The sequence below is a fragment of the Neobacillus sp. GCM10027624 genome (assembly GCF_042675345.1).
Classification (GTDB): domain Bacteria; phylum Bacillota; class Bacilli; order Bacillales; family Cytobacillaceae; genus Neobacillus; species Neobacillus cucumis_D.
In genome coordinates, this window is sequence record NZ_JBHTHD010000011.1 from 668,087 (window position 1) to 694,697 (window position 26,611).

Consider the following 26,611-nt stretch of genomic DNA (forward strand, 5'->3'; position numbering starts at 1 on the left):
AATTTATTTAAGGGGAGAGATTATTTTGAACTTTGGTAAGGACAAGGAATGGTTGCTAGAAAATTTAAACAATTCAGATGTTCGCATTATTGATTGCCGGTTTTCTTTAGCGGAACCTGATAAAGGCAGTCTTGATTATCAGATCAATCATCTCCCCGGGGCTGTTTATTTTCATCTTGAAAGAGACTTATCAAGTCCTGTTTCTCATCATGGCGGACGGCATCCAATGCCGGAAATTTCCGAATTCGTCGGTAAACTGGAAAAAGCGGGAATTAATCAAAACACGATTGTTGTCGCATACGACCAGGGAGAAGGTGCATTTGCTGCCCGCTTTTGGTGGATGCTGCAATACCTCGGACATGAAAATGTATATGTTCTTGAAGGCGGGTTTAAAGGATGGCTCGAGACCAACTACCCTCTCACAGACGAAGTCCCTTCATTTGCCAAAGGAACTTTCATCCCATCCATTAAGTCTGAATGGCTGGCTTCAGTGGAAGAGGTAAAAACTGTAGTCCAAAATCGGCCTGACAATATCATTTTAATTGATTCGCGAGAAGAGAAAAGATATTTAGGAATTGAAGAACCAATTGACAAAAAAGCCGGACATATTCCGGGTGCCGTAAACAAACCGTGGTTTGAGGGGCTAAATAGCGGCTTTTATAAGTCAGAGGTTGAACAAAAACAGCGATTTTTAGATATTGATCCTAATAATGAGATAATCGTTTACTGTGGTTCAGGTGTAACGGCAGTTCCTAATTTTATTGCTTTAAAGAAAGCCGGTTTTCCACGTGTAAAGCTGTACTTAGGAAGTTTTAGCGATTGGATCTCCTATGAAGAGAACAAAATTGAGTAAAATTTAGGGCCGAACTATGTTATAATGGATTTTGTGTTGTTTTTATGACCCTAAATTTTAAGGAGGTTCTAGTTTGGAAAATCAAAAACCTTCACTTATGCTCGTTGATGGTATGGCTCTGTTATTCCGTGCTTTTTATGCTACGGCTGTAACCGGTCAGTTCATGATAAATTCAAAAGGGATTCCAACAAATGGAATTCATGGTTTCATCAAGCATTTATTTACAGCCGTTTCTTCCTTTAAACCTAGCCATGTAGCGGTTTGTTGGGATATGGGAAGCAAAACATTTCGTACAGAACTATTTGAAAATTATAAGGGCAATCGTGGGGAAGCACCAGTGGAATTAATTCCTCAGTTTGATTTAGTAAAAGAAGTAGTTGAATCATTTGATATCCCTAATATTGGAATGGTGGGATTTGAGGCAGATGATTGTATTGGTACCATTGCTAGACAATTAAGTGGACATGCAAATGTTTCCATTTTAACGGGGGATCAAGATATCCTTCAGTTGTTAGATGATAATATTTCGGTTATTTTGTTGAAAAAAGGCTATGGCAACTACCTTATTCATACACCTGAAACTTTCTTTGAGGAGAAAGGTATAACACCTCGTCAAATGATTGATTTAAAAGCGTTAATGGGAGATCCTAGTGATAATTATCCGGGAGTAAAAGGTATCGGCGAAAAAACGGCCCTCAAGCTTTTAAAAGAATACAATCATGTTGAAGGAATTATATCGAACCTTGATGGGCTTTCAAAATCAATTAAGACCAAAATTGAGCAAGATTTAGAGATGCTGCATTTATCAAGACGATTAGCAGAAATTAAATGTGATGTTCCAGTCAACATTGCACTTGAAGATGCTGGTCTTAAGATTGTAAAGGAAAAGGCATTGAATAAATTAACCGAGCTTGAGCTTCGCGGTGTGCAGCGTTTGCTGCCGATTGACGAGGCAATTGTTTCTTAGGAAGGATGAGGCTGAGTAAATCAGCCTCATTTTTTATATTTTCGTGTTAGACTTTTTTGCCGCATTTTCTAACTTGCTCTTTGGTTCCTCAGCAAATTCAGCATCTTGCCCATATCCTTGCGGTGTTACCCCTGGAGCCTTTGTTCCACGGTCGGAATTTTTATTTTTACTCAAAACGATCACCTCCTGTTTTGTTAGTATTTCCATCAAGAATAATAAAACACATCTTTCTTAACAATAATGGAAGAGGTGATGAAATGAATAAAGGTGTTTATTTGGCCTTATTTAGCATTGGGTTAGCCCAAGGGTTAAAAATTCCTATTCACTATGTTAAAAAGAAGGAATGGCGTCCTGAACTATTCTTTCAAACAGGCGGGATGCCCAGCTCGCATTCAGCTGGGGTTTCCACTTTAACGACGTACATTGCATTAAAAAGAGGGCTGCCAACCTTTGATTTTGCTCTCTCACTTGTCTATGGATTAATCGTCATGTATGATGCCCAGGGTATCCGCCGCCAAACAGGCGAACTCACTTTAAAGGTTAATTCCATGAATGATTTAATAGAAAAAATTCATAAAGAAGAAAGCCTGGAATTTAAACAAAATACGCCGAAAAGACTAAAAGAAATGCTAGGACATCAGCCCGAAGAAGTAGTGGGAGGGGCGCTTTTAGGTGTACTCATTGGAATTGCGGGCCATTTATGTACAAAAAATCATAGAAAACCAAAGAAATTTACGTTAAGATTTTAGAGGGAATTTTTTTTAGAATGGAGAGGGGAAAGTCAGTGCAGTCGCTGGAGGATTATTTGGATTATCTGCAAGGAAAGGGCTTCCAATTACACGAAGATGCGATTGGATTTATTTATTTCGGAAAACGTTATACAAATGCTTCCGATGAAATAATCAATACCGCAGTAGAAATAACGTTAAAAGCGCAAAAGAGCTTTGATGGAAGTTTTTATATTTCTTTGCTTGAAACACTCATGGTTAACAAAGTAAAAAATAGAAAAGATGCAATTCGGTTTGTAAAAGAAAGAGAACTTCTTGCTATTTAAAGACAAAAAACTCCCTTTTTACAGGGAGTTTTTTGTTTTAGCCTTCAATGGTTTTACTTTTTCTTAGAAAAGAAAGTTTATCCGTAGGAAATTCAGAAATAATCATTCCCGCAAAAATAAGGATACAGCCGAACAATGCGCTGATGGATAAGCGGTCATGTGCCCAAAAATAACCAGCTACTGCAGCAAAAACGGGCTCCATGGCAAAAATTAGAGCAACTCTTGTTGCAGTTGTATATTTCTGAAAATTTGTTTGAATCAAAAATGCTGCAGCTGTTGCAAACACACTGGTAATAATGATGGCGATTAGCACATCATTGGATAATAAAATATCAGGGTCTAAAGATCTCTTCCAATCTTCAAAAATGAACGAAGAAATGATGGAAAGGACGGCAACCGTTGTAATTTGAATGACGGTTAATAAAAGGCTTGGATACTTACTGCTAAATTTGCCGGTCATGATAATATGCATCGCAAAACTTATAGCACAGACTAGAACAAGACCATCGCCAATATTGAGGCCAGTTACGTCCGTCATCGTCAGAAAAAATAAACCAATTGTTGCAGTGGACACACCAAAAATGGCATTACGGCTTGGATACTGTTTTGCTAAAAAAATCGATAATAATGGCACCAGAACAACACTTAAGCCTGTAATAAATCCTGCTTTTGATGAGGTGGTATATAAAAGCCCGATTGTTTGGGTTGCATATCCAAGGAATAACCAAAAACCGATAAAAACACCCGATAATAACATTTTACCATTAAGCAGTCTCAGTTGTTTTTTGTCAAAAAGGATAAGACAGATTAAAAGTAACAAGGCTGCAATTAAAAAACGAACGCCATTAAAGGAAAAGGGTTCTAGCAAATCAATTGCATTTTGGACTAAAACAAAGGTAGTTCCCCATACTAAAGTAACAAGCAGCAAACTTATATCAGCAATAATCGGTTTTTTCATTATGATTATTGTTCCTCCAGGTTATTTTTGCGGATTGCAAGCCTTGCAAGTTCATCTGCGATTTTATTTTCAATGCTTGGAATCCATTTCATAAAAAATAAATCGAATTTCTTCGATAGCTGCAGTGCTTTTTCTAATAACGGAGCATAAAGTTTGTTTTTCGCAAACTCCTTTTCAACAGCTTTATTAACTAATTCCGAATCGGTTCGAAACGATACGACTGTATGGGTATAGCCTTTTTCTAAACAAATTTCTAATGCTTTTATAAAGGCATGGTATTCTGCTTCATGGTTGGACATGATCCCAAGCGGAATCGAATATTTATCTGCAGTTCCCTGTCCTTTTATAAAAATGCCGGCTCCGCTTGGTCCGGGATTACCGGCACTCGCCCCATCAATATAAACTTCAATCAAGACAATTTCCTCCATTTGTAAGCTAATGAAAGTTTATCATAATTCATGACCATATTGGAGAAAAAGTTTTTTCTATCACAACTATTAATAACTGGGTATGATAAGAACATATCAACATAAGGTAAAATGAAGGATTAATATTTATGAACGTATAAGTTGTTGCTTTAAAACCGAAATAGTATAAGAAAGGCTGGAAAAAATGAAATATCGAATTGAGTGGAAATATCAACCTAAGGGAAATGAAAAAGTCCAATTTACCTCTGACTGGATTTCAGGCGAATTAGCCCTTCAAACAGGGGAGGAACTTGATAAGTCCGGAAGAGTTTCAGAATTAACCTATTATGATGAGATGGGGACATCTTGGACTTTAAAGGAAATGAAGAAACTAACTGTTGAAATCGAAGAAGATCCCCATGAAGTGACGGTTTATTTTGATGGAGGATTTCACAAAGAAACCAACCGGGCTGGTCTTGGTGCCGTTATTTTCTTTCGGCAGGGAAAGAAGAAATATCGAATCCGGGCCAATGAACATATTGATCAAATGGATACGAATAATGAAGCAGAGTATGCAGCATTCTTTTATACATTGAATATTTTAGAAGACTTAGGTGTGCATCACCTGCCATGTGAATTTAAAGGTGATTCTCAGGTTGTATTAAAGCAGCTCGAAGGAGAATGGCCTTGCTATGAAGAAAACTTAAATCGTTGGCTGGACCGGATTGAGGAAAAAATCAAATCGTTAGGAATTCAGCCGAGATACACAGCTATATCTAGAAATGAAAATAAAGAAGCCGATAAATTAGCCACACAGGCGTTGGAGGGAAAAGAAATTTTCGCTAAAACACAAATTCTTTAAGAATGGGAGGATAGAGTCAAGTGAAGAGTCCAGCAAGAAAAGAAGTATTAACATATGTAGAATCTTTAATGGCCCAATACTGTGAAGGGTGTTTTCTGCATCGCCAGTTAATTAAAGACAACGGCCGCAGGAAGGCTCATCAATTTTGTATTTCACAATGTACTGTCGGGGAGCAGATCAAAGAGTTTGGAAAAAAACTAACTTGACTAAGAAAATAAAAAAGGCTGGCAAATGGCCAGCCTTAGATTATTTGAGATTAAAGTTTTACCACGTTAGCAGCTTGTGGTCCACGGTTTCCTTCAACGATTTCAAAAGAAACTTCTTGACCTTCTTCTAAAGATTTGAAGCCTTCACCAGTGATAGCGCTGAAGTGTACGAATACATCGTCTCCACCTTCAACTTCGATAAAACCGAAACCTTTTTCATTGTTGAACCATTTTACTTTACCGTTTTGCATGTACTTCTTCCTCCTAAGCCTTTCAAGACACTTTTTTCAGTGCCAAGTTAAATAATTATCATGTCAAATAGGGCAAAAATTTTGCCAAGCATTATGTAACATGATGCTTTAAATATACAATATCAGAATTGGACAGTCAAGGAATGAAAGCGTTTATTTAACCAAATGGACGAAGGATAGGAATGGACAACTTTTAGCGTGTTTAAACATAAAATTCAAGGTTCTTCATATTTATAATTATAAAGAAGAAAAAGGGTGAGGGCATGTTCCGATTTTCCATTGACGGAGAGGATTGGATATTAAGATTCTCGCCGAATTTACAAATCGAAACAGATGAAAAACAAGAAATTATGTTGTCTATCCTCCATATCGGTAATCAATTATCCAATTTTTCACACGGTGAGGCTTTTATTATGTTCTCCAAGAAAATTGGAGCGATTGTTTTTGAAGTTGAGAGAATTCCTTCATTTATTTTGACAGTCTCCAATATTATCGAAGAAGACCATTGGTATATTCAAGATACAACAATTCAATTAAAGAGAAAATTATAACTTTAGTAAATCCCTTTCAGAAACCACGGTAACTGGAAGGGATTTTATTTTTTGAGTGATTTTTTACTCTTTACGTTGCGGTGGCAAAGTGGGAAAATGGATGTCGGATAGTTTGCAAAAAGGGAGCAATGTGCATGAAATTAATTATTGCCGAAAAACCGGACCAGGGCTCAACGCTTGCTTCAATTTTTAAACATAAAAAACAAAATGGCTTTATTGAAATCTTTCCAAATGAAATTTTTACAAATGGTGCCTACGTGACTTGGGCAATCGGTCATATATGTCAATTAGTTTCACCTGAGAAGTATCAACAGGGCTGGAAAAAATGGTCACTTGAATCACTGCCGATGATTCCTGAACACTTTGAATATGAAGTGACAAGAGATAAAGCAAAGCAATTTGCAGTCATTAAAAAGTTAATCACCGATCCGGCAGTAAATGAGATTATTCACGCCGGGGACGCCGGGAGGGAAGGCGAATTAATCATCCGGAATATCCTCCGTTTAACCAAATGTAAAAAGCCCATGAAAAGACTTTGGATCTCTTCCTTGACTGCCAACGCAATAAGAGAGGGGTTTACCAAACTTTTAAATGAAAATGATACCAGAAGCTTGTATTTTGAAGCCTATACAAGGGCATGTGCTGATTGGGTGGTAGGGATGAACGCATCCCGACTTTATAGTCTTCTCCTGCAGAAACAAGGCTTTTCAGATGTATTTTCTGTTGGAAGAGTCCAGACACCAACCTTAGCCCTAATTGTGAAAAGAGAACTGGAAATTGAGAATTTTAAACCCGAACCGTTTTGGGAAGTAATCGCCCATTTTTTAATTAACGGCAAACGTTATAGCGGTAAATGGCAGAATGATGGAGAAACCCGAGTAAAAACAAAGGACTTAGCCGAAAAAGTAGCTGCATTTTGTAAGGGAAAACCAGCTGAGGTTGCTGAGGTGGTTTCTGAAAGAAAAGAATTTTATCCGCCACTGCTCTACAATTTATCAGCCCTTCAAGCAGAAGCAAATAAACGTTTTAAATTCTCACCGAAAAAAACCTTGGATGTACTGCAAAAGCTTTATCAAAAAGGGAATGTATCTTATCCACGTTCAGATTCTCGCTATGTCACAAAAGAAGAGGCAAATTCTTTCCCGGAAATTCTGGGGAAATTAAGCCATATTAAAGCATATGAATCTTTCTTTCCACTGCCAAACTCTTCGCTAATTGATAACAAACGGTATGTGAATGAAAAGAAGGTAACAGATCACTATGCTATCATCCCGACAGAACAAATTCCCAATATCGAGAGACTGGATGCGGATGAACGGAAAATTTATGATCTAGTGGTAACGAGCTTAATTGCGGCCCATTATAACAAGGCAATTGCTGAATATACAACGGTAACAACATTGGTGGATGGGCGTGCCTCTTTTCAATCAAAAGGCAAGGTGCAAATTGAAGAGGGGTGGAGAAAGGTTTTACAGCCTCCAAAGGAACATGAGGATGAACCGTCACTTCCATTATTAGAAAAAGGCGAGAAGGGCATAACAGAAAAGATAAATGTAAAAGAAAGTCAGACACAGCCTCCAAAACGCTATACTGAAGGCCAATTAATTACATTAATGAAAACGGCCGGTAAGCATATCGAGGATAAAGAACTCGAAAAAGTTTTGTCAAGAACGGAAGGACTCGGGACCGAGGCAACTAGGGCAGGTATTATCACGATGTTAAAAGACCGGCTTTATATTCAAGTGACCAAAAACTTGGTTTACGCTACGGCGAAAGCAAAAATTTTAATTGAGGCGATTGGACAGCAAATTCTGGCCTCGCCGGAAATGACCGCAAAATGGGAGCAGAAATTAAAAGAGATCTCAGACGGTTCTGCATCCCCAAAGCATTTTATGGAGCAGACCAATAAAATGGTTGTCCATCTCATCAATACGAGTGTGGACCAATCACAAAATTGGAGCTTTTCTGATGACGTGAGGGACAATTTTTCGCCGGGAAAGAAAAAAACAAAAACCGTCACCAAACTAGGATCATGTAAAAAATGTGATGGAGCGGTTATCGATAAAGGAAGCTTTTATGGCTGCAATAATTATCGGAAAAATCAATGTGATTTTACGATTTCAAAAAAAATTCTTGGGAAAAATATCACTCAAAAAAATATTAAATTACTGCTATCTGAGGGGAAAACGGACATGATTGAAGGGTTTACAAAAAATGAAAAAACCTTTAATGCTCGGCTTTATTTAGATGACCAGGATAAAAAAGTGAAATTTTTATTTGAAAAAGTGCCGCAAAGATAATCCCATAAAGTGACAAAGCATCTTGTCACTCAAATTTTTCTATAGTACACTTTTAATGATGATTTATTTGGAGGGAACGGGATGCCAACACCAAGTATGGAAGATTATATAGAACAAATTTATAAACTGATTGAAGAAAAAACATACGCACGAGTCTCTGACATAGCGGAAGCGTTATCAGTACATCCCTCCTCAGTAACAAAAATGGTTCAAAAGCTGGATAAAGATGGATATTTGGTTTATGAAAAATATAGAGGACTTACGCTAACATTAAAAGGCCGGAAAATAGGAAAACGGTTGGTTTTTCGTCATGGTCTGCTTGAGCAGATGTTAAAAATTATCGGTGTTAAGGACGAAAATATTTATAATGATGTGGAAGGAATTGAACATCATTTAAGCTGGGATTCGATTGACCGGATTGGTGATCTCGTTCAGTTTTTTGAAGAAGACATTTCAAGAATTGATGCATTAAGAGACATTCAAAAGCAGAATGAAAATGAATTGGAATAACGGTATTGCAAAAGAGAAGCACCTGGTTCAAAAGCCAGGTGCTTTTTAAAATAAATTTGGATAGTGGTCAAAGGATTGTTGTAGTCCAGAGCTTAAGGTCAAATTGCCTTCAGAATCCTCTTCAGTTTGTATGCCAGCTAATAAGCCGTTTTCAGCCTCCATTAACGCTTTCCGGTAAGAGATGACCCTCCCTTCCGAAGTAACGAAGCTAATAATTTCGCCAAAATGATTCCGGTGAAGCCCGACAATCGTCTCCATTCTTATTCCTCCTTTTTCCATTATTCTTTCTAAATCGAAGGGATAATAATCAAGAAGGGAATTTTTAATTTGGAACGAATTATAAATATAAATTCATTTTTGGAGGTTTAATGTGGAAATGCAATGGGTTGATGAAGCTGAAAAACAATGGGATAATCGGGCAGACAGCTGGCATTCCAACAGCAGAGGGATGTGGGAAACTGGAAGCAGGAAGGACATCATTCCGTTTTTGAAAAAATATTTGCCGGCCGGGACAGCTATCTGCGATTTAGGCTGCGGGGATGGCTATGCTTCCGTTAAGCTTGCCAAACTGGGGCATCATGTAACAGGAATCGATTTATCAGAACAAATGCTTGAAAAGGCATCAGTGCTGGCAAAGGGCAGTTCCGTTCAATTTATCAAGGCAGATATTTCAGAGGTTCCTCTAGAGTCAAATTCTCTCGATGCCGTTATGGCCATTAATTCTTTAGAATGGACAGAAAGTCCCTTAAAGGTTCTCTTTGAAATAAAACGGATCGTAAAAAAAGACGGCTTCGCTTGTATAGCCATTTTAGGACCGACTGCCATGCCTCGAATCAATAGTTTTCGAAGACTTTATGGAGAAAAGGTTATTTGTAATACGATGATGCCATGGGAATTCGAAAAGCTTGCAGAGGAAAATGGCTTTAAAAAAATAGCCGATATGGGAGTGTACAAGCGTGAGGCAGAAAAACTGCCTGTTGAAAATCTTCCACTAGAGTTGCGGCAGTCCTTGTCCTTTATGTGGGTATTTATGTTCAAGATAAAATAAAACTAAAGCATCGGTTCACTTCGAACCGATGCTTTGTTTAATCCCATAAAAATGGTGTTTCTTGGTAGACGTAGTAATTCAGCCAGTTTGAAAAGAATAAATGTCCATGTGAGCGCCAGCGGTTTACCGGTGGGTTGCTTGGGTCATTATTTGGAAAATAATTTTCTGGAATATGGATATCCAGCCCTTTATTAACATCTCTCATATATTCTTCTGCCAATGATTCAGATTCATATTCTAAGTGACCTGTGATCATTACATGTTTTCTGTCGCGCGAGGATATTAATAATGGCCCAGCTTTTTCTGATGCGGCTAACAGCTTTAATTCAGGATGATCTTTTATCTCTTCAATGGATACATCTGTATATCTTGAATGCGGTGCGTAGAAAACATCATCAAATCCGCGCAATAAGATATCATTTGCATCAAAAACCTGGTGTGAATAGATACCAGAACATTTACGCGGCAACTCAAATTTACCAATATTGAAGTGGTAGTAAAGCGCAGCTTGTGCTCCCCAGCAAATATGTAACGTCGAAGTCACATTGGTTTTTGACCAGTCCATTATCTCTGTTAACTCCTGCCAATACTTTACCTGCTCGAACTCTAAAAGTTCGACTGGAGCACCGGTAATAATCATCCCATCAAACTTCTGCGGCTTAACTTCGGGAAAGGTGGTATAGAATTGTTCAAGATGCTGTCTACTTGTATGGGTAGATTCATAGGAACGTGTTTTTAAAAATTTCACATTCACCTGCAGCGGTGAATTTCCTAATAATCTTAATAGCTGTGTTTCTGCTCTTTCCTTTATGGGCATTAAATTTAAAATTAAAATATTTAACGGACGAATGTCCTGGCTGATTGCACGTTCATCATCCATGATAAAAATATTTTCTTGTTCGAGTATTTCCCGTGCGGGTAAAAGCCTTGGAATATTAATAGGCAAGTGACCATCTCCTTCTGTTAAACAAAATCATGTCTTATTTAAATATAAATTTTTAATATTTGGTCAATAACATTATAAACATTATCTCTCTTACAGAAAAGAAAATAATTTTTGATACAATAAAAGTAATAAATTAGAAGCGGGTGAAATCTATGTTTGATCCAACTGCTTTCGATAACATGAAAGTTGTCATCGAGGGTGCTATTTATGACTTAGACCTGGGCGGCGAAATCGTGATTACCGATCGCAACGATATCATTAATATGGCAAAAATGTCACGGAATTTTGATATTTCTTTTAAAATGGATGAATCTTCTGGGAAGAGTACTTCGGTTAAAATTGCACTAGAATCTAGTATGGTAAATTTAGCAGCAGAACTTATTCCAGTAGTCGGGTCAGAAAAAATGGCGGGCTGTTCCCTGAAACTTGAATTCTGTTACGAGAGTCCCAATGTAGATCATAATGAAATTGAGAAACTATTTTCAGATATATGGGGACCTTCGAGAAAAATTACGCAAAGGGTACAAATGAATCCACTTCACAAGGAAATAGAAGGGCTGCATACCGTTACGGTTGAATTTGATCGGATGGTACGGGAAGAACAATTAGATGATTTGGTTGAGATGATTGAATATGTAATTTCATCGTTAAAGAGGCTTGAAATGATCATTTATAGGGGGAAATAAAATGGCAATTTATGAATTTAATGCTAAAACTATTGATGGTGCTGACGTTTCACTTGAGCAATTTAGAGGGAAAGTACTATTGGTTGTCAATACGGCAAGTAAGTGTGGATTTACCCCGCAATTTAATGAGCTTCAGCAAATCTATGAAAAGTATAAGGACAAGGGATTTGCCGTTTTAGGTTTTCCCTGCAATCAATTTATGAACCAGGAACCTGCCAATGAAGAGGAAATCAAATCATTTTGTGAATTAAATTATGGTGTTACTTTTCCGATGTTTGCAAAAGTGGATGTAAATGGCAGTCAGGCACATCCGTTATTCAATTATTTAGCTTCACAAGCTCCCGGGGTCATGGGATCTAAAGCAATAAAATGGAACTTCACCAAATTTTTAGTGGATCAAACTGGGAATGTCCATAAACGTTATGCTCCAAGTACAAAACCGTTTGAGATTGTTAAAGATATTGAAGGTCTATTATAGGTAATTTTTGAAAATTTTAAATATTTACAATACAATTGTTAGAGGTTACCATTAAAGTAATGATATTCCTAAAGCTATAGATTATTGGGATAAGGAGTGATCATTTTTGGTCAAAACGGCTTGGGTGACCGACAGCACAGCATTTTTAGATGATGAACTAAAAAAACATCCGGATTTATATACGGTCCCGCTTTCGATTGTTCTCGATGGCGAGGAATATTTAGATGGGATTGATTTAACGGCAGGACAGCTTTTTGAAAAATTAAAAACATTAAAGACACCGCCAAAAACTTCGCAGCCCTCTGTGGGAGCCTTTAAAACGATGTATGAGCGATTAGAGAAAGAGTATGATCAGGTCATTACGGTACTCATCTCCGGAAAATTAAGCGGCACAGTTTCTTCAAGTATTCAAGCGAGTAATCTAGTGGCAATTCCTGTCACGACGATTGATTCAAAAATTCTAACCTATCCACTAGCAGCCTTGATTAAAAAGGGGATGGGATGGCTCTGGGAAGGAAAAACCTTAGACTATGTCGTGAACAGGCTGGAAACGATTAGGGAAACAAATGAAGCCTATGTCTTGGTCGGCAGCCTTGAGCAGCTCCATCGCGGCGGCAGGATGACAGGACTGCAATTTTTCCTTGGCAGTATGTTGAATGTGAAACCTATTATTTCAATTGAGGACGGTGCTTTAACCGTTAGGGAAAAGGTCCGAAGCGAGAAAAAAGCAAAAGACAGGATTGTCGACTATTTGCTGCACTCCTATGAAAAATATCAGATGAAGGAAGTTTATATTTTGTATGGATTGCATGAGGATCAGGCAGAAAAATGGAAGAAGGAGTTAAGCAGACAATTCCCGGAACTTACGATTCTCCTCTGTCCACTGGGAGCAGTAATCGGCGTTCACGCGGGCGAGAACACCCTAGGAATTAGCTGGTTTAACGGAATGGAATAGTTGGTTGAATCCGCAGAATCCCTGCGGATTTTATTTTTTCAATTAGGAAAGTTTCATCCAAAGTTTTTCAACAATCCTTCTTTTTCATGATAGAATAGCAAGGATGAGGGTAGGTGTTTTATTTGAAAAAGCAAATCATTGAACAAGCAGAAATGTTTGTCCAAAGTGAATTAGGTGAAGATGCGACAGGGCATGATTGGTTCCATGTCGACCGTGTCCGCCGTAATGCATTATATATAAACGAACAAGAAAAATCAGGAGATCCGTTCATTATTGAAATGGCAGCGCTCCTTCATGATATACCAGATGAAAAACTAAATGAAACCACAGAAACAGGCGAAGCAAAACTAGATGGATTTTTAAGGACCATTGAATTATCAAAAGACGAAATACAGCAAATTAAAAAAATCATCGCTTCCATTTCTTTCAAGGGTGGAAGAAAGGTAAAGCTTGATTCAATCGAGGCAAAAATTGTCCAAGATGCGGACCGACTAGATGCAATCGGCGCCATTGGGATTGCCCGTGTCTTTGCCTATGGGGGAAAAAAGGGTCAGCAGATTTATGATCCATCCTACCAGATAAGAGAAGAAATGACGATAGAGGAATACCGAAAAGGGAAATCAACCAGTATTCATCATTTCTATGAAAAACTACTAAAATTAAAAGACTTGTTAAATACAGAAACGGCAAAAAAAATGGCTGCAGGCCGTCATCAAATGATGGAGATATTTTTAGAACAATTTTATCAAGAATGGAATGGTCAATCATGAAAATGCTCACAGTGGAAAACGTCACGAAGACCTATGGGGAGAAACAACTTTTTAACGATATCTCTTTTACAATCGGAGAAAAAGAGCGTGTCGGCCTAATCGGGGTAAATGGAACGGGAAAATCGTCCTTATTAAAAATCGTCGCAGGCTTGGATCAGCCGGACGAGGGGAAGATTATTGCAGGTAAGGATTATACTATTGCCTTTTTGGCTCAACAGCCCGATTTTGATGCAGACCGGACGGTACTTGAGCAGGTCTATCATGGAGAAGCACCGATCTTAAAATTAATGCGTGATTATGAAAAAACGCTTCAAAGGCTCAACTCCTCCCCTAATGACTCCAAAATTCAGGACGAGCTATTTCACTTACAAAAACAAATGGATGCTCTGAATGCTTGGGATGCGAGTACGAATGCGAAATCCATTTTAACGAAATTAGGGATTGAGGATTTTGGAAAGAAGATAGGTGAGCTTTCCGGGGGACAGAAAAAACGTGTAGCAATGGCGCAGGTTTTAATCGCTGAGCCTGATTTACTTATTTTAGACGAACCGACTAACCATCTTGATTTTGATACTGTCAAATGGCTCGAGGATTATTTGAGCAGATATAGCGGTTCAATTTTACTCGTCACCCATGATCGATATTTTTTAGACCGTGTTGCAAATCGAATGTTTGAATTAGACAGTGGCAATCTCTACAGCTATAAAGGAAATTATGCGGCTTTTTTGGAATCCAAAGCTATCCGGGAAGAAAATGAGGCAGCAACATTTGAAAAAAGAAAAAATCTTTTCAGACGGGAACTTGAATGGATCAGAAGAGGTGCAAAGGCGAGAACAACAAAGCAAAAGGCGCGGATTCAGCGCTTTGAGGAGCTGGACGATAAGCTTGCAGGAGGGAAACCCTCTGGGGAGAAGCTTGATATTTCTTTAAATGGGAGCCGGCTGGGCAAACAAGTTTTTGAATTAAAGGATGCTTCTAAACGATACGGGGCGAAAACAATCCTTAACCATTTTGACCTATTGGTGAAGCCTGGAGACAGATTCGGGATTATTGGACGAAACGGAACAGGAAAGTCAACTTTGCTCAATATACTTGCTAAGCGAATTCCACTTGATGAAGGGGAATTCCTGATGGGGCAAACGGTAAAAATCGCTTACTACACACAGGAAAGCGAAGACATGGATGAAAACATGCGGATGATTGAATACATTAAGGAAACAGCGCAGATCGTCGAGACATCCGATGGGAAAACAATTTCAGCAGCGCAAATGCTTGAGCGTTTTCTATTCCCGCCATTTACCCATGGGACACCAATCCGAAAGCTTTCCGGTGGAGAGAAACGCCGCTTATACCTGTTAAAAATATTAATGACCGCTCCAAATGTTCTACTTTTGGATGAGCCTACAAATGATCTTGATACACAAACGCTGACGGTTCTTGAAGATTATTTAGAGGAATTTCCTGGGGTAGTCATCACCGTATCGCATGACCGTTACTTCTTAGATAAGGTCGTCGACCAGCTGCTTGTTCTACAAGGGGAAGGTTCCATTAATTCGTTCTTTGGTAATTACACCGAATATCTTGAAAAAGAATCGATAGTTGAAGTGCAAAAAACGACTAGCGCCACCGCCCAATCAGCAAAATCTCCGGAAAAGGAAAAAAAGAAAAAAATGACTTACATGGAGAAAAAAGAGTGGGAAGAGATTGATGACGTGATTGCTAAAATAGAGGAGAAACTGGAAGAGACTTCAGCGGAACTCGCAAAGGTTGGCAGTAATTTTACAAAAGCACAGGATTTGATGAAACAAGAAGCAGAATTAAATGAGAAGCTTGAGCAGTTAATTGAACGCTGGTCGTATCTTGCGGAGCTGGCGGAAGGATAATAATAGGTTTCGTACAATAAAAAAGTTGACGCAGATTTAATCTCTGGGTCAACTTTTTTTAATTCGCTGATAAACCTATGCGATTCGCTGATAAAATGGGTAGAACCGCTGATAAAACCTGAAAAATCGCTGATAAAAAGAGTTTGAGTTTAATTTTACACCAAAAAACTAGATTTAGTATTCTACATCGCCAGTGTCAATGGATAGTAGTAGAAAATGAAAGTAATAATGATGATGATAACGCCGCTAATCATTAAATAGGTAGGATAACGTTTCGTGATTGCCATTTCTTCTTTATCGTCTGCTTCAATTGGTCGTGTTAAAATATTTGCTTGGAATTCCCGTTCTTCCTTAGAAATTTCGCCAACTTTAGAACCAATCCAAAGAGCTAATAAGCTTAAAATGACACCAATAATTACTGGATCTAAATAAACCGGCAGTTTAACACCGTATTTTTTCAGGGATTCGCCAAGAATTACTCCTAAAAATCCAAATATGATACTCCACAATGCACCTGTTTTTGTTACCTTTTTTGAGAAGACACTTGCGAAGGCAATAGGGCCCCAGGAAGCGGCAAATAGGGTAGCAGCAAAATAACCAATCCACATAATGGAAGGTGGCTGCCAAAGCCCGATTAGAAGGATGACAATACTAGCGACAATCATCGAAATTCTGCTTGTCACAAGCAGGCGTTTGTCTGAATACTTTTTGTTTCGGGACTGTTCCATGATATCACGCGTAATGCTTGAGCCAATGAGTTGCAAGAAGCTGGCACAGGACGATAACGCTGCAGCCATAATACCACTCACAATAATAATACCCAGCCACTTCGGAACAATATTCATTGCGGCCCAAATGAACACTTTCTCCGTAGGTTTAATATCCGGATTAATCGTAGTAATCGTAGAAATGCTGATATGAAGGAACAAGTAGATCGTAATGATAGAAATGGTTGCCCAAACACCGGAGCGAATCGCCACATGTTCATTTTTTGCCATTAAATAACGGCTGCTCTGCCAAGGGCTGATGGAAATAACCGCTGACCATACTAAACCTAAGATAACTGCCCAGATAAATGCTTCCCACGGTGCCCCCATATAGTTATTCGGGCCAGTTATCCCATGCCAGCTTAATAAATCAGGGCGAGCAGGATTTGTTGCTGCTTTCACAATGGCATCCGGGAATCCTCCGGCAGAATGAATAATATACGGGAAAGCTAAGTAAGTAGCAATTGAGAAGATGAAAAACATGATAGTATCATTAACCATAACTCCTTTTGCGCCGGAAAGAACGGTAAAAGAAGCATAAACGACCCACATTATCAGTAAGGCAAATGTGTAGGAAATCCCGGATATTTCTGAAAGCAATACGGCTGCACCTTGTGTAACAGCGACCAAATAAGCAGCAATACCAAGAATTGTTGTAATTGCTGCAGCCATTCTTACTTTATTAGATTGGAAGCGGTTACCGAAATATTCAGGAACAGTCAAGGATTTACTTCTTCGTAAATACCGCCCGAAAAAGAACACACCTACTACATAGCCGGTTGCATTGAAAATAACCAGGATGAGTAAAAGGATCGGGTAGCCTTCGTATGAAAATCCAGCTTCCCCCATAAAGGAAACGGTACTTAAAAACGAAGCAACCAGAGTACCGGTGACCATCAGAGTAGAGCCTTTTCTTCCGGAAACATAATATTCCTCAGAATTTTTAACTCGTCTGGAAAGAAAAACACCGATCAGGATGTAAACAAGGAAGGAGACAATAATACCGATTGTATAGATCATCTTTACATCCCCGCCTTTTCATCTTTCGATATATTTGTTGTGGTTATTACATCTTTTTCCATTCTGCGGACGAAAAATTTGGTGATAAGTCCCAAAATAATTAGTGAACCTCCATAGCCCAAACAAAAAAGTAATTCTCCCACTCTCATCACTCCCTGTCATTTGATTGTTCACTGAAATATAATGCAATTTTTATGCCAATATCTAAAAATTCAGTTAATTGTACCAATCAAGTCGTTTCATTTGAGGTCATGTGATACTTATGTAGTTTTCTCATTATGGTGGTTTGATTTACTCCTAATGCTTTGGCCATTTTTCTTGTCGATTTATATTTCTTTAGTGCATAGGTAAGAACTTGTTTTTCTGTTTCTTCTACGGCTCTTTTTAATGGAAGCTGCTGCAATGATAGACTGTTTTCATGAGAAATTCGATGATCGATTGCAAACGGTAAATCTTCAATACTTATTAAAGGTTTATTTGCCGTGACAACAATTTGTTCAATAAAATTCTCTAATTCTCTCACATTCCCACGCCATTCTTGGAGCTGCAGCAAGAGTTTGGCATTCTCATCTAATTCAATCTGCTGTGAATATTTTTGATTAAATTGATTTAAAAAATAATCTGTTAAAACTAAAATATCCTGCTTCCGTTTTCTTAATGGGGGGATTCTTAGTGGAACAACGTGTAGGCGGTAGTATAAATCCTGACGGAATTTTTTTTCCTCAATCATTTGTAATAAATCTTTATTGGTAGCGGAAATGATGCGGATATCAACGTGCTTTTCAGTGGTTCCGCCCACTTTTTTAAAAGTTTTGTCCTGAACTAAATGGAGGATTTTCACTTGTAGCTCAAGCGGCATTTCTCCGATTTCATCTAAAAACAATGTCCCGCCGTCTGCCATTTCAACCAGGCCGGCCTTTCCCTGTTTGTTTGCCCCGGTAAATGCCCCGGCCTCATAGCCAAATAATTCTGATTCCAGTAAGCTTTCAGGTATTGCTCCACAGTTCACTTGAACAAATGAATGGCCATTTCTTGGGCTATATTCATGAATGATCCGTGCTAATACTCCCTTTCCTACACCCGATTCACCATGTATGAAAATCGAGGAGTCTAATGGAGCCACTCTATCAGCTAATTTTAGTGTGTTGACCATGTTTTTGGATTGCGTAATAAACTTTTGGCGGCCGACCGCTTTTTCGATTATGGCTTCATCTAGGTTTTCCTGCTGTAAAGCATGAATCTCTGCCAACCTTCTTTTCATCTCCACTAATTCCGAGATATCACGTGAATTAGTGACGATCCGATACAATTTCCCTTCATCATCAAAAACAGGTTTAGCTGTCGCCAGAACGGTTTTTCCATTAGGGTAATTTTGTTCATTTGATTGTACTGTCTGGGTTTGCATCGTTTTAATCGTGACAGAGTCGGTAATGATGCCTTTCTCCACCAATTCAAAAATATTTTTGTGGATAAAGGATTCAGGCGGGAGTCCAGTAAAATATTTACACGAATCACTTACAAATAAAACATTTCCTTCTGCATCCGTTACAAAAATTTCATCATAGGAAGAATTCAATATTTGAGTAAGTTCCTTAATTTTTTGCAGTGCAATTTCCAGCTGTTCCTTAAGAGATACATTTAATTTCTCGAGTCCATTAATTTTTTGTTGATAGTTCCATTCAGTGATCATCTATCCACCCATCCTTTTTAAAAGTGAACACATTCTGCATCGACTTTAACCATGATTCCCCCTATAGATTTGGTTTTAATAGTTTATTAGGGAGAGTTTAGTTGCGGTGAACCTTTTTTGCGCCGATTGATGCAAAAAACATTCACTAATTTCTTCCATTATACAATTAGTTTCGGTGAAAATTATGAATTTTTAAAAAATATCTTGAATTACTAGCAACCTTACAGATTGGCACGATTTTTGCTAGGTTACTTGTTAAATACAAACCAATAGGAGTGAGTAGTCGTGACGAATTATAAGCATTTATTTAGCCCAATCGAAATTGGTCACACAGAATTAAAAAATAGAATTCTTAGTACAGCACATCAGACAAATCATGTTGACTGTGGGATTCCTACGCGGGAGATGACTGCCTATCATTCTGCCCGGGCAAAAGGTGGAGCGGGGCTGATTGTATTAGAAGCAGCGGCTGTACACGAATCAGGAATGCTGACGACCCATACAATTGCAGGGTTTGATCAACGGATTGTACCGGCCTACTTAGAGATTGCAAATGAAGTCCATCAATTTGGAACGAAGGTATTCAGTCAATTATTTCATGGGGGAAGAGAAGTAGTTTCAAGCGATTATCGCACTGCAGCATTGGCTCCTTCTGCTGTACCAAGTCTCCGGTTCGGAACGATGCCAAGACCGATGAGCATTGAGGAAATTAAAGATGTAATCGAAGGCTTTGCTAGATCAGCAAAACTTGCTAAAGAAGGTGGTCTGGACGGGGTAGAAATCTGTTGCTCTCACGGATACCTGCCAGCACAGTTTTGGTCCGGCCAAACCAATCATCGTACCGATGAATATGGCGGTTCATTTGAAAACCGAATGAGGTTTATTGTGGAAGTGATGCAGCAGGTTTGGCAAGAAGTCGGTGAAGACTTCACGGTTGGGATCCGAATGAGCGCCGATGAAATGACGATGGATGGATTGGATGTAAAAGATTCCGTCCAAATTGTTGAGTATTTAGTGGACCAAGTCCGTGTAGACTTTATTAATGTCACATCGGGCGATTCCAGCACATTTGCAGGGTCAACGCATATTGTGCCGCCATCCCCAGTCAAACATGGTTATAATTCACCGCAAGCCTTTAAAATCCGTATGGCCGGTGCCGTACCCGTGTTTGTTGGTTCGCGGATTGTTGACCCTGTCGAGGCAGAGCAAATTGTTGCCACAGGTAAGGCAGATGTCGTTGGGATGACACGTTCCTTGATCGTCGACCCGGAAATGCCGAATAAAGCAAAAGAGGGGAATCATCATTTAATTGATGCCTGTATTGGCTGTCTCCAAGCATGTATTGGTCATTATCATAAAGGATTGGCCATAGGCTGTGTCCAAAATCCAACAGCAGGGAAGGAGCTGGAGGTGCAAGCACTTCGGAAAACACCGCGTGAGAAAAAGAAAGTGCTTATTATCGGCGCAGGCCCTGCAGGGTTAAAAGCTGCCTTAACGTTAGATGAGTTTGGCCATGAAGTCATTTTAGCAGATAAAGCGGATGAGGTCGGAGGGCTTTTGCAAACCTTAAGACGTGCTCCAATGCGACAAGAGCTTGCGGAAACGATGCTCGATAATTTTATTAAAAAGTTATCAGTTAGTAATGTAAATGTAAAACTTGGCTGGCACATTGGACCCGAGGAAAATAAGGGACTCAGCCCGGATGTGATTATTTGTGCAGTTGGGTCCCGCCCATATATTCCCCAAATCCCTGGGATAAATGATCCTAGAGTTTGTACGGTTGATCAATTATTTAATTATCGAGGTAAAAATATCGGAAAAAATGTATTGGTCTTCGACTTTGGCGGGGATTGGCCGGGTATGGAGGCTGCCATTGATTTAGCCGAAAAAGGTCATCAAGTAACATTAATTTCTTCAAGGCTTTATATAGGCGAGGAAGTTCATCAATATTTAAGAAATGAATATTTAAAGAAGCTCTATCAGCTAAATATTAAAATGATTCCTCACTATGATTTAGGCGAAATTAAAGAGGATGAAGTAGTAATTCGAAATTTATTTTCTTATGAGAAGGATACCATTAAAAATGTGGACTCCATCATTCTTTCACTTGGGCGCGTACCAAATGTAGAATTGTATGAGCAAATTAAAGATTCTGCTCCTGAGGTATGGCAAATCGGCGATTGCCTAGCCCCAAGAACACTTGAAGAGGCAACATTTGAAGGTCTAATGACCTCATTACAAATCGGACTTCAAGGCACAAAAAGTTTGCAGGTCAAACAATAGCATACGAACAGGAGAGTTTTTCATAGCATAAGTGATGAACTCTTCTTTTTTTAGGCTAAGTTAATGATTGATTGGAGCGGAAATCGCCATTTTAGGTAAATGCATCAATAATGAATTTAACCTATTCAATATGGTAAACTGTGTAGAGAATACAAAGTAGGTGATCCTGTTGAAAATTAAAGCAATTGAACCAACTCCAAGTCCAAATACAATGAAAATCCTTTTAGATGAAGAACTCCCAATGGGAAAAAGTCATAATTATAAAAAAGAAACCAGCGCAGATGCACCAAAGGTGATTCAAAAGATCTTACAAATCGAAGGAATCAAAGGCGTATATCATGTAGCTGACTTCCTAGCAGTGGAGCGGAACGCGAAATTCGATTGGAAGGAACTATTACCAAAGGTACGTCAGGCATTTGGTGAAAACGCTGAAGATGCTGCTAAAAATGAAAAAGGCATGGATGAGCATTTCGGTGAGATAAAAGTTGAAATCCAAATGTTTAAGGGAATTCCTTTGCAGGTTAAGCTCACTGATGGCACGACTGAAAAACGGTTTGGGATGCCTGAATACTTTTTAAAGGCAAGAGAGCAGGCGCAGCTTCCGGAAGATAATTATATTTTATTACGGAAATGGCAAAATCAAGGGGCACGGTATGGTGACTTTGAACAAATCGGCCAGGAAGTGGTCGAGGAACTGATTGCCGCTTATCCTAAGGACCGGCTTGAAGCATTAGTTGAAAAAGCCCAATCAGGTGATACATCTGATAAAAAAACCGCACTTTCACGCAAAAAAATAACTAAGGACGATTTAAACAACCCAGATTGGCAGGTGCGCTATCAACTGCTCGAACAAATGGACGATCCTAAGCTTGAGGATTTGCCCGTTTTAGAAACGGCATTATCAGACGAAAAACCATCCATTAGAAGACTGGCAACAGTGTACCTTGGAATGATTAAGGATACCAAAGTTCTGCCTTATTTATATAGAGCACTAAATGACAAAACTGTGACCGTCCGCCGGACAGCTGGAGATTGCTTGTCAGATTTAGGGTTCGCGGAGGCTCAAGACGAAATGCTGAAGGCCCTAAAGGACCCAAGTAAATTAGTTCGCTGGCGGGCAGCTATGTTTTTATATGAAGTAGGCGATGAAAATGCACTGCCTGCTTTAAAGGCTGCTGAAGACGATTCTGAGTTTGAAGTCAGTATGCAAATAAAAATGGCAATTGAACGAATCGAGGGCGGCGAGGAAGCAAAGGGTTCTGTTTGGAAGCAAATGACCGAAGCGAGGAAATTAGGGGAGTAAGCTCTGATTGCAATTCTGCGATTTTTTATAGTATGCTTACACTGAAAACAGGAGGGATAATTAATGTCAAATGCCTATGAAGAATTTATGAAACAAATGGTTGTACCAATGCGACAAGAGTTAACTAGAACAGGTTTCGAGGAATTAACTTCGGAAGTAGATGTGAAAAATTTTATTGAAAATGTGAAGGGGACTACCCTTGTAGCAGTGAATTCCGTGTGTGGCTGTGCAGGTGGATTAGCGCGTCCGGCTGTTACACAGGCAGTGTTGAATAGTGAGAAAAAACCGGATCACCTTGTAACGGTTTTTGCCGGCCAGGATAAGGAAGCAACGGCAAAAATGCGTGAATATTTTGCGGGTCATGAACCGTCTTCTCCATCCTTTGCTTTATTAAAGGATAAAGAAGTCGTCCATTTTATTCCGCGCCATGATATCGAAGGCCACGCAATGGAAGAAGTTATGCAAAATTTAATTAATGCGTTTGAAGTACATTGTAAATAAGGATGTCTGCCGACGTCCTTTTTTCTTTTATACTGTTTTAAAGAATAATGTTGATTTTTTTAACAACGTTGATTGGAGTGGAAGGCGCGAAGACTCCTGTGGGAATACGGGGCAGGGGAGACCCCACAGGAGCGAAGCGACGAGGAGGCTCCCCGGACCGCCCACGAACCGCTCGCGCCTGGAGCGGAAATCAACAACAAAGTTTAAAAGAGATTTTTTAGATTAAAGAGGGATAATATGTTTGTTACAACAGCAGGACGAACAAACGACCAGATGATAGATAAAGCAAGAAACGTAGCGGAAACACTCGATATCCCCTATATCCCTAGGAAAAAGAAATCGATTAGCCAAATTCAAAAAGAGGCAGCTGGCAGCTGTCTTATTGTAGGAAAAGAAAGGCTTGAGCTATATAATCAGGAACACAAGGAACCCTTCTTCTTTCATCCTAATTCTGCGATGTTTCGGATAAAAAGACTATTAAACGGGGAGCAAGATCCGTTTATTGAGGCGGCAGACTTATCGAGTGGAATGTCCTTGCTAGATTGCACTCTCGGTCTCGCATCAGATGCCATAGTTGCTGGCTTTGTGGTTGGGTTCGAAGGCACAGTAACAGGGATTGAGGGACAAAAATACCTTTCGTTTCTCGTAAAGGAGGGACTTCAATCCTGGGATTCTGGTTATTTAGAAATCAATACTGCGATGAAAAGAATAAAGGTGAACACAACTTTTTCTTTGGATTATTTAAAGAGTCAGCCTTCCTCATCTATAGATTGCGTATATTTCGACCCGATGTTTGAAGAAAGCATCCATGAATCAGACGGGATTAAGTCGTTAGGATATTTTGCACTCCGTTATGATTTGAATGAAGAAACCATCTCCGAGGCATTAAGAGTTTGCAAACGAAAGGTCATCTTAAAAGACCATTATAAAAGCCAGCGTTTTGAAAAATATGGCTTCACAGTTTTTCGCCGAAAAACCGCTAAATTTCATTTTGGGATACTTGAAAAATAACAACTGAGAGCTACTGGCCTCAGTTTGTTTTTTTATATAATTCAAAAAATATCCTAATCTATTTTTTCCAATTTCCATAAAAAAGAAGTATAATATTTTGTAAGAATAAAAATGGATTTCTTCACCCTTCCATTTCAAAAAGGGGCGTTTATTTTGAAAAAATGGATTCGTAAATCTTTTGTGGTGATGGTATCGATTTTGACCTTTGGTCTTGTTTCACCATCCCAATTAATGAATAATATCAACGGAGGAAAACCTTCAGACCAGGCTGCAGCACCTTCAGGCAATTTTGTCCAAACTCCTACTCTTGCAGAAGAAACGGAGTTTAATCGGGACCACTTTATGGAAGAACTACTTAAACAAGCAGAGGAACAATCCTATCAAAAATTTGGAAGCAAAATAAAACCAGTAATCGAGAATGAATTTCGCACGATTATTTTACCTAATATTGAACAAGCGATTACAGAAACTGCCACCCAATTTCCCGAGGAGGATTTAAGAAATCTTGCCATCACGGAACAGCCGAGCGGAGGACACTCAGAAAAAATCTTTCATATCAAAAACAGTGTAACAAACAAGGATATTCTTAGATTTCATGTTAGAAGAGATCAGCCGCCGCAAGAAGGCTACTGGTTTAATTTTCATTATCATACTTACCATGATGATTACCAAAGCCATTATAATCTCGGTTCGATTTATTGGGCAAAAAACACTCCGCCCAAATGGATGAGCTGATGGAAGAATTTGCGAAGCATAGGTAAAAAAATTTATTATAATAAATGAAACCTTTTTAAGAAAAACTCGTAAATAGACTATTACCTAAATTGGAGGAATGGAAAATGGCAATTAGTTTATCAAAAGGTCAAAAAGTGGACTTAACAAAAACCAATCCGGGATTAACAAATGTCGTTGTTGGTTTAGGCTGGGATACGAATAAATATGATGGTGGTAAGGATTTTGATTTAGACTCATCCGTATTCCTTCTTGGCGAGAACGGGAAGGTTACAAATGAATCTGACTTTATCTTCTATAACAACCGAGAAGGCGCTAATGGTGCTGTAGTACATACTGGAGATAACCGTACAGGTGCCGGTGACGGCGATGATGAGCAGGTAAAAATTAATCTAACAGCAATTCCTGCCTCTATTCAACGAATTGCCTTTACAATTACGATTCATGATGCAGACAGCAGAAATCAAAACTTCGGGCAGGTTTCAAATGCCTATGCACGAATTTTTAGTGAAGAAACAGGGGAAGAACTGATCCGCTACGACCTTGGAGAGGATTTCTCTATCGAGACTGCATTGGTTGTAGGCGAATTATACCGTCATAATGGTGAATGGAAATTTAGTGCAATCGGAAGCGGCTATCAAGGTGGACTGGCAGCGTTAGCGACTGATTTTGGGTTACAGGTTGGTTAATAATTAAAATAAAAAGACCCACCTTTTAAGGCTGGGTCTTTTCTAAAAAACACATAGAACATCTGGGAGGAATTTTTTTAATGTCGGTTTTACAAGGAATATTAGACACCTATTCACATTTCTTTGAGTGGGATATGTGGGTAAAGGTTTTATCAGATCCGGTAAGTTGGGGATTAATTGGAACTTTAGTCATTCTTGAAGGATTGCTGTCTGCGGATAATGCCCTCGTTTTAGCGGTAATGGTAAAACATCTGCCTCCGGAAAAACGTAAAAAAGCACTTTTTTATGGATTATTAGGTGCCTATGCATTTCGTTTTATTGCGATTGGAATTGGGGTCTATTTAATAAAACTATGGTGGGTAAAAGCACTAGGTGCAGCCTATCTGGCGTGGTTGGCTATTAAATACTTTATTGACAAACATAAAGAAAGTAAGGAAGAGGACGAAGAAGCAGAGGGAATCAACAAAAATGGTTTATTAATCCGGATGTTCGGAACCTTTTGGGGAACCGTTGCTTCAGTAGAATTAATGGATATCGCCTTCTCCGTTGACAGCGTACTGGCTGCATTTGGGGTAAGCAATGAGATTTGGGTATTATTAGTTGGCGGAATGCTCGGCGTATTAATGATGCGTGGAGTTGCAGGAGTCTTTCTTGCCCTTATTGACAAAATACCGGAACTTGAAACAACCGCCTATATCTTGATTTTAATTATTTCAGTTAAGATGTTTGCTGGTGTTCTCTTCCATTATGAATTGGAACCACTTTATTTCTTTATTATTTTACTCTTTACGTTCGGTGCTACATTTATCGTTCATTTCATCAACAAGAAAAAAGAAGTTAGCAAAGAGAACGGTTAATCAGCATATTATATTACATGGGGGAGCTGGCGAAAGTCCGTTCCCTTATTTTTATCATGAGGAGTAAGTTAAA

31 protein-coding genes are annotated in these 26,611 nt (G+C 38.9%); 22 read left to right on the forward strand and 9 right to left on the reverse strand.

Going from position 1 to position 26,611, the window contains the following annotated elements; all coding sequences use genetic code 11:
• Positions 1–25 precede the first annotated feature (25 nt).
• Together ACFQZ9_RS19705 and ACFQZ9_RS19710 are read left to right on the forward strand one after the other, a co-directional pair.
• Positions 26–853, forward strand: a complete 828-nt coding sequence (locus ACFQZ9_RS19705; protein WP_498945013.1) for a sulfurtransferase — start codon at positions 26–28, stop codon at positions 851–853.
• A 73-nt stretch (positions 854–926) separates the two neighbouring features.
• Positions 927–1,820: a 5'-3' exonuclease gene (locus ACFQZ9_RS19710; RefSeq protein ID WP_198308968.1), complete on the forward strand. Its 894-nt coding sequence runs from the start codon at positions 927–929 to the stop codon at positions 1,818–1,820.
• A gap of 33 nt (positions 1,821–1,853) precedes the next feature.
• On the opposite strand, the gene sspL is transcribed toward ACFQZ9_RS19710, so the two are convergent.
• Complete coding sequence (gene sspL / locus ACFQZ9_RS19715) at positions 1,854–1,994, reverse strand: small, acid-soluble spore protein L (RefSeq protein ID WP_026573211.1); 141 nt, start codon at positions 1,992–1,994, stop codon at positions 1,854–1,856.
• A gap of 83 nt (positions 1,995–2,077) precedes the next feature.
• On the opposite strand from sspL, the gene ACFQZ9_RS19720 reads away from it, so the two are divergent.
• The gene (locus ACFQZ9_RS19720; protein WP_498945014.1) at positions 2,078–2,569 is read left to right on the forward strand and encodes a divergent PAP2 family protein; all 492 of its coding nucleotides are present in this window, start codon (positions 2,078–2,080) and stop codon (positions 2,567–2,569) included.
• A 17-nt stretch (positions 2,570–2,586) separates the two neighbouring features.
• Positions 2,587–2,874, forward strand: coding sequence for a DUF6123 family protein (locus tag ACFQZ9_RS19725; protein WP_498945015.1), 288 nt, complete (start codon positions 2,587–2,589; stop codon positions 2,872–2,874).
• 37 nt (positions 2,875–2,911) lie between these two features.
• On the opposite strand, the gene ACFQZ9_RS19730 is transcribed toward ACFQZ9_RS19725, so the two are convergent.
• The gene (locus ACFQZ9_RS19730; RefSeq protein ID WP_498945016.1) at positions 2,912–3,832 is read right to left on the reverse strand and encodes a DMT family transporter; all 921 of its coding nucleotides are present in this window, start codon (positions 3,830–3,832) and stop codon (positions 2,912–2,914) included.
• 5 nt (positions 3,833–3,837) lie between these two features.
• Positions 3,838–4,245 (reverse strand): reverse transcriptase-like protein, encoded by a 408-nt coding sequence (locus tag ACFQZ9_RS19735; protein ID WP_198308964.1) that lies wholly within the window; start codon positions 4,243–4,245, stop codon positions 3,838–3,840.
• Positions 4,246–4,444: 199 nt separating this feature from the next.
• On the opposite strand from ACFQZ9_RS19735, the gene ACFQZ9_RS19740 reads away from it, so the two are divergent.
• Both ACFQZ9_RS19740 and ACFQZ9_RS19745 read left to right on the forward strand, forming a co-directional pair.
• A complete protein-coding gene (locus ACFQZ9_RS19740; protein ID WP_498945017.1) occupies positions 4,445–5,101 on the forward strand; it encodes a ribonuclease H family protein in 657 nt (218 codons plus the stop codon).
• Between the two features lie 20 nt (positions 5,102–5,121).
• A complete protein-coding gene (locus ACFQZ9_RS19745; protein WP_498945018.1) occupies positions 5,122–5,307 on the forward strand; it encodes a zinc-finger domain-containing protein in 186 nt (61 codons plus the stop codon).
• A gap of 50 nt (positions 5,308–5,357) precedes the next feature.
• On the opposite strand, the gene cspD is transcribed toward ACFQZ9_RS19745, so the two are convergent.
• Positions 5,358–5,558 (reverse strand): cold-shock protein CspD, encoded by a 201-nt coding sequence (gene cspD / locus ACFQZ9_RS19750; protein ID WP_026563856.1) that lies wholly within the window; start codon positions 5,556–5,558, stop codon positions 5,358–5,360.
• A 263-nt stretch (positions 5,559–5,821) separates the two neighbouring features.
• On the opposite strand from cspD, the gene ACFQZ9_RS19755 reads away from it, so the two are divergent.
• The 3 genes from ACFQZ9_RS19755 to mntR all read left to right on the forward strand — a co-directional run bounded on the left by ACFQZ9_RS19755 (position 5,822) and on the right by mntR (position 8,919).
• The gene (locus ACFQZ9_RS19755; protein ID WP_198308961.1) at positions 5,822–6,109 is read left to right on the forward strand and encodes a hypothetical protein; all 288 of its coding nucleotides are present in this window, start codon (positions 5,822–5,824) and stop codon (positions 6,107–6,109) included.
• Positions 6,110–6,243: 134 nt separating this feature from the next.
• Positions 6,244–8,409, forward strand: coding sequence for a DNA topoisomerase III (locus ACFQZ9_RS19760; protein ID WP_498945019.1), 2,166 nt, complete (start codon positions 6,244–6,246; stop codon positions 8,407–8,409).
• Positions 8,410–8,490: 81 nt separating this feature from the next.
• Positions 8,491–8,919 (forward strand): transcriptional regulator MntR, encoded by a 429-nt coding sequence (mntR, locus tag ACFQZ9_RS19765; RefSeq protein ID WP_198308959.1) that lies wholly within the window; start codon positions 8,491–8,493, stop codon positions 8,917–8,919.
• A 45-nt stretch (positions 8,920–8,964) separates the two neighbouring features.
• Here the strand turns inward: mntR and ACFQZ9_RS19770 are convergent, their stop codons facing one another.
• The gene (locus ACFQZ9_RS19770; RefSeq protein WP_498945020.1) at positions 8,965–9,177 is read right to left on the reverse strand and encodes a DUF3892 domain-containing protein; all 213 of its coding nucleotides are present in this window, start codon (positions 9,175–9,177) and stop codon (positions 8,965–8,967) included.
• A 118-nt stretch (positions 9,178–9,295) separates the two neighbouring features.
• Here ACFQZ9_RS19770 and ACFQZ9_RS19775 point away from each other — a divergent pair, with 118 nt between their 5' ends.
• Positions 9,296–9,967, forward strand: coding sequence for a class I SAM-dependent methyltransferase (locus ACFQZ9_RS19775; RefSeq protein ID WP_498945191.1), 672 nt, complete (start codon positions 9,296–9,298; stop codon positions 9,965–9,967).
• A 37-nt stretch (positions 9,968–10,004) separates the two neighbouring features.
• On the opposite strand, the gene metA is transcribed toward ACFQZ9_RS19775, so the two are convergent.
• The gene (gene metA / locus ACFQZ9_RS19780) at positions 10,005–10,913 is read right to left on the reverse strand and encodes a homoserine O-succinyltransferase (RefSeq protein WP_498945021.1); all 909 of its coding nucleotides are present in this window, start codon (positions 10,911–10,913) and stop codon (positions 10,005–10,007) included.
• 152 nt (positions 10,914–11,065) lie between these two features.
• Here metA and ACFQZ9_RS19785 point away from each other — a divergent pair, with 152 nt between their 5' ends.
• The 5 genes from ACFQZ9_RS19785 to ACFQZ9_RS19805 all read left to right on the forward strand — a co-directional run bounded on the left by ACFQZ9_RS19785 (position 11,066) and on the right by ACFQZ9_RS19805 (position 15,685).
• A complete protein-coding gene (locus tag ACFQZ9_RS19785; protein WP_498945022.1) occupies positions 11,066–11,599 on the forward strand; it encodes a hypothetical protein in 534 nt (177 codons plus the stop codon).
• A gap of 1 nt (position 11,600) precedes the next feature.
• Complete coding sequence (locus ACFQZ9_RS19790; protein ID WP_498945023.1) at positions 11,601–12,077, forward strand: glutathione peroxidase; 477 nt, start codon at positions 11,601–11,603, stop codon at positions 12,075–12,077.
• Positions 12,078–12,183: 106 nt separating this feature from the next.
• Positions 12,184–13,032: a DegV family protein gene (locus ACFQZ9_RS19795; protein WP_498945024.1), complete on the forward strand. Its 849-nt coding sequence runs from the start codon at positions 12,184–12,186 to the stop codon at positions 13,030–13,032.
• A gap of 122 nt (positions 13,033–13,154) precedes the next feature.
• Positions 13,155–13,802 carry an HD domain-containing protein gene (locus ACFQZ9_RS19800; protein WP_498945192.1) on the forward strand — a complete coding sequence of 216 codons (648 nt, stop codon included), beginning with the start codon at positions 13,155–13,157 and terminating at the stop codon, positions 13,800–13,802.
• Positions 13,799–15,685, forward strand: a complete 1,887-nt coding sequence (locus tag ACFQZ9_RS19805; RefSeq protein WP_498945025.1) for an ABC-F family ATP-binding cassette domain-containing protein — start codon at positions 13,799–13,801, stop codon at positions 15,683–15,685. Before ACFQZ9_RS19800 ends, ACFQZ9_RS19805 begins: the two co-directional genes overlap by 4 nt.
• 182 nt (positions 15,686–15,867) lie before the next feature.
• On the opposite strand, the gene ACFQZ9_RS19810 is transcribed toward ACFQZ9_RS19805, so the two are convergent.
• The 3 genes from ACFQZ9_RS19810 to ACFQZ9_RS19820 all read right to left on the reverse strand — a co-directional run bounded on the left by ACFQZ9_RS19810 (position 15,868) and on the right by ACFQZ9_RS19820 (position 19,162).
• Positions 15,868–17,472, reverse strand: coding sequence for a sodium:solute symporter family protein (locus tag ACFQZ9_RS19810; protein ID WP_498945026.1), 1,605 nt, complete (start codon positions 17,470–17,472; stop codon positions 15,868–15,870).
• A 2-nt stretch (positions 17,473–17,474) separates the two neighbouring features.
• The gene (locus ACFQZ9_RS19815; protein ID WP_198308950.1) at positions 17,475–17,615 is read right to left on the reverse strand and encodes a hypothetical protein; all 141 of its coding nucleotides are present in this window, start codon (positions 17,613–17,615) and stop codon (positions 17,475–17,477) included.
• Between the two features lie 86 nt (positions 17,616–17,701).
• The gene (locus tag ACFQZ9_RS19820; RefSeq protein ID WP_498945027.1) at positions 17,702–19,162 is read right to left on the reverse strand and encodes a sigma-54 interaction domain-containing protein; all 1,461 of its coding nucleotides are present in this window, start codon (positions 19,160–19,162) and stop codon (positions 17,702–17,704) included.
• 285 nt (positions 19,163–19,447) lie between these two features.
• Here ACFQZ9_RS19820 and ACFQZ9_RS19825 point away from each other — a divergent pair, with 285 nt between their 5' ends.
• The 7 genes from ACFQZ9_RS19825 to ACFQZ9_RS19855 all read left to right on the forward strand — a co-directional run bounded on the left by ACFQZ9_RS19825 (position 19,448) and on the right by ACFQZ9_RS19855 (position 26,538).
• Complete coding sequence (locus tag ACFQZ9_RS19825; RefSeq protein ID WP_498945028.1) at positions 19,448–21,445, forward strand: beta/alpha barrel domain-containing protein; 1,998 nt, start codon at positions 19,448–19,450, stop codon at positions 21,443–21,445.
• A gap of 169 nt (positions 21,446–21,614) precedes the next feature.
• The gene (locus ACFQZ9_RS19830; protein WP_498945029.1) at positions 21,615–22,748 is read left to right on the forward strand and encodes a conserved virulence factor C family protein; all 1,134 of its coding nucleotides are present in this window, start codon (positions 21,615–21,617) and stop codon (positions 22,746–22,748) included.
• Between the two features lie 63 nt (positions 22,749–22,811).
• Positions 22,812–23,249 carry a BrxA/BrxB family bacilliredoxin gene (locus ACFQZ9_RS19835; protein ID WP_498945030.1) on the forward strand — a complete coding sequence of 146 codons (438 nt, stop codon included), beginning with the start codon at positions 22,812–22,814 and terminating at the stop codon, positions 23,247–23,249.
• Positions 23,250–23,486: 237 nt separating this feature from the next.
• The gene (locus tag ACFQZ9_RS19840; RefSeq protein WP_498945031.1) at positions 23,487–24,260 is read left to right on the forward strand and encodes a class I SAM-dependent methyltransferase; all 774 of its coding nucleotides are present in this window, start codon (positions 23,487–23,489) and stop codon (positions 24,258–24,260) included.
• Between the two features lie 153 nt (positions 24,261–24,413).
• Complete coding sequence (locus ACFQZ9_RS19845) at positions 24,414–24,995, forward strand: YpjP family protein (RefSeq protein ID WP_498945032.1); 582 nt, start codon at positions 24,414–24,416, stop codon at positions 24,993–24,995.
• Positions 24,996–25,099: 104 nt separating this feature from the next.
• Positions 25,100–25,681, forward strand: coding sequence for a TerD family protein (locus tag ACFQZ9_RS19850; protein ID WP_198308943.1), 582 nt, complete (start codon positions 25,100–25,102; stop codon positions 25,679–25,681).
• Positions 25,682–25,761: 80 nt separating this feature from the next.
• Positions 25,762–26,538 carry a TerC family protein gene (locus ACFQZ9_RS19855; RefSeq protein ID WP_498945033.1) on the forward strand — a complete coding sequence of 259 codons (777 nt, stop codon included), beginning with the start codon at positions 25,762–25,764 and terminating at the stop codon, positions 26,536–26,538.
• Positions 26,539–26,611 lie beyond the last annotated feature (73 nt).